General features: G+C 44.0%; 1 protein-coding gene. It reads left to right on the forward strand.

The features are described from left to right. Positions 1–846, forward strand: an 846-nt coding sequence (locus A3763_RS25420; protein WP_156495333.1) for a hypothetical protein, incomplete at its 5' end; no start/stop codon positions are given. Between the last annotated feature and the right edge of the window lie 39 nt (positions 847–885).

Genomic DNA, 885 nt, shown 5'->3' on the forward strand with positions numbered 1-885 from the left:
GACTTGTTTGAATCAATACCCCCTGTTTCAATTAATTGGTCGGAGCGTTTTGTCGATGATGGCGATAAAACGCTTGTTGTTGAACATGGCTGGCTACCGAGATCGTCTTATCAAATCTCTCCTCATGGGGCCAATGCACGCAGCCACACTCAGTTTGACTCTGGCGTTGATTATGTTGAGCGCATAGGTCGACGCGATTTAGAGCACTGCAAAGCTCGCGCTCAACACTTCTTGAGGCCTAAAAAGGTTGATATCGCAGGCCTTACTCAAAAGCCTTTTTGTTTATTGCCACTCCAAGGAGGAGAGGACTATAACCTGAAGTTTTCTGATTCTGGTTTTGAGAGCTTGTATGGGCAGAAGGGCGCCAACGATTTATTGGCTCAGGCGCTAATTGATCGGAGTTATGCGGAAGCGCAAGGTGTGAACATTATCGTGACTGAGCATCCTGCTAAAAAATGCCGCTTATCTAATGCTCCGACGTTACCAAAGGGTGTGACATTTATCGAGGCTAAGAAAGGTATCCGTAGTATTGATTTAGCCGCGCATAAAAATTGTGTTGGGGTCGTATCGGTTAACTCTAACTTGGTTCATGAGGCAATGGTCTTAGGCAAGCCTGTTTGTTCTTATGGGCGTTTGATGTACAAGAGTGATGATAAGCCAATGTTTTCGTCAATTGCAGATATGCTGACATGTGGCGAACAAGACCTCAGCCTGGCTGATCAGTATTTAGCGCTATTATTTTTAAGTCAGTGGGAACTCACTGACTTAATGGACCCTATAATTGTGCAGACTTTATTAAACAGCATGGGGAAGGTTTTCCCTTGGGAGTTACGTCGAGGTATTTAACATTGGCTAATGTAAAAGAATATTCTTTTTTACCAGCTT

Source organism: Oleiphilus sp. HI0128 (genome assembly GCF_001635365.1).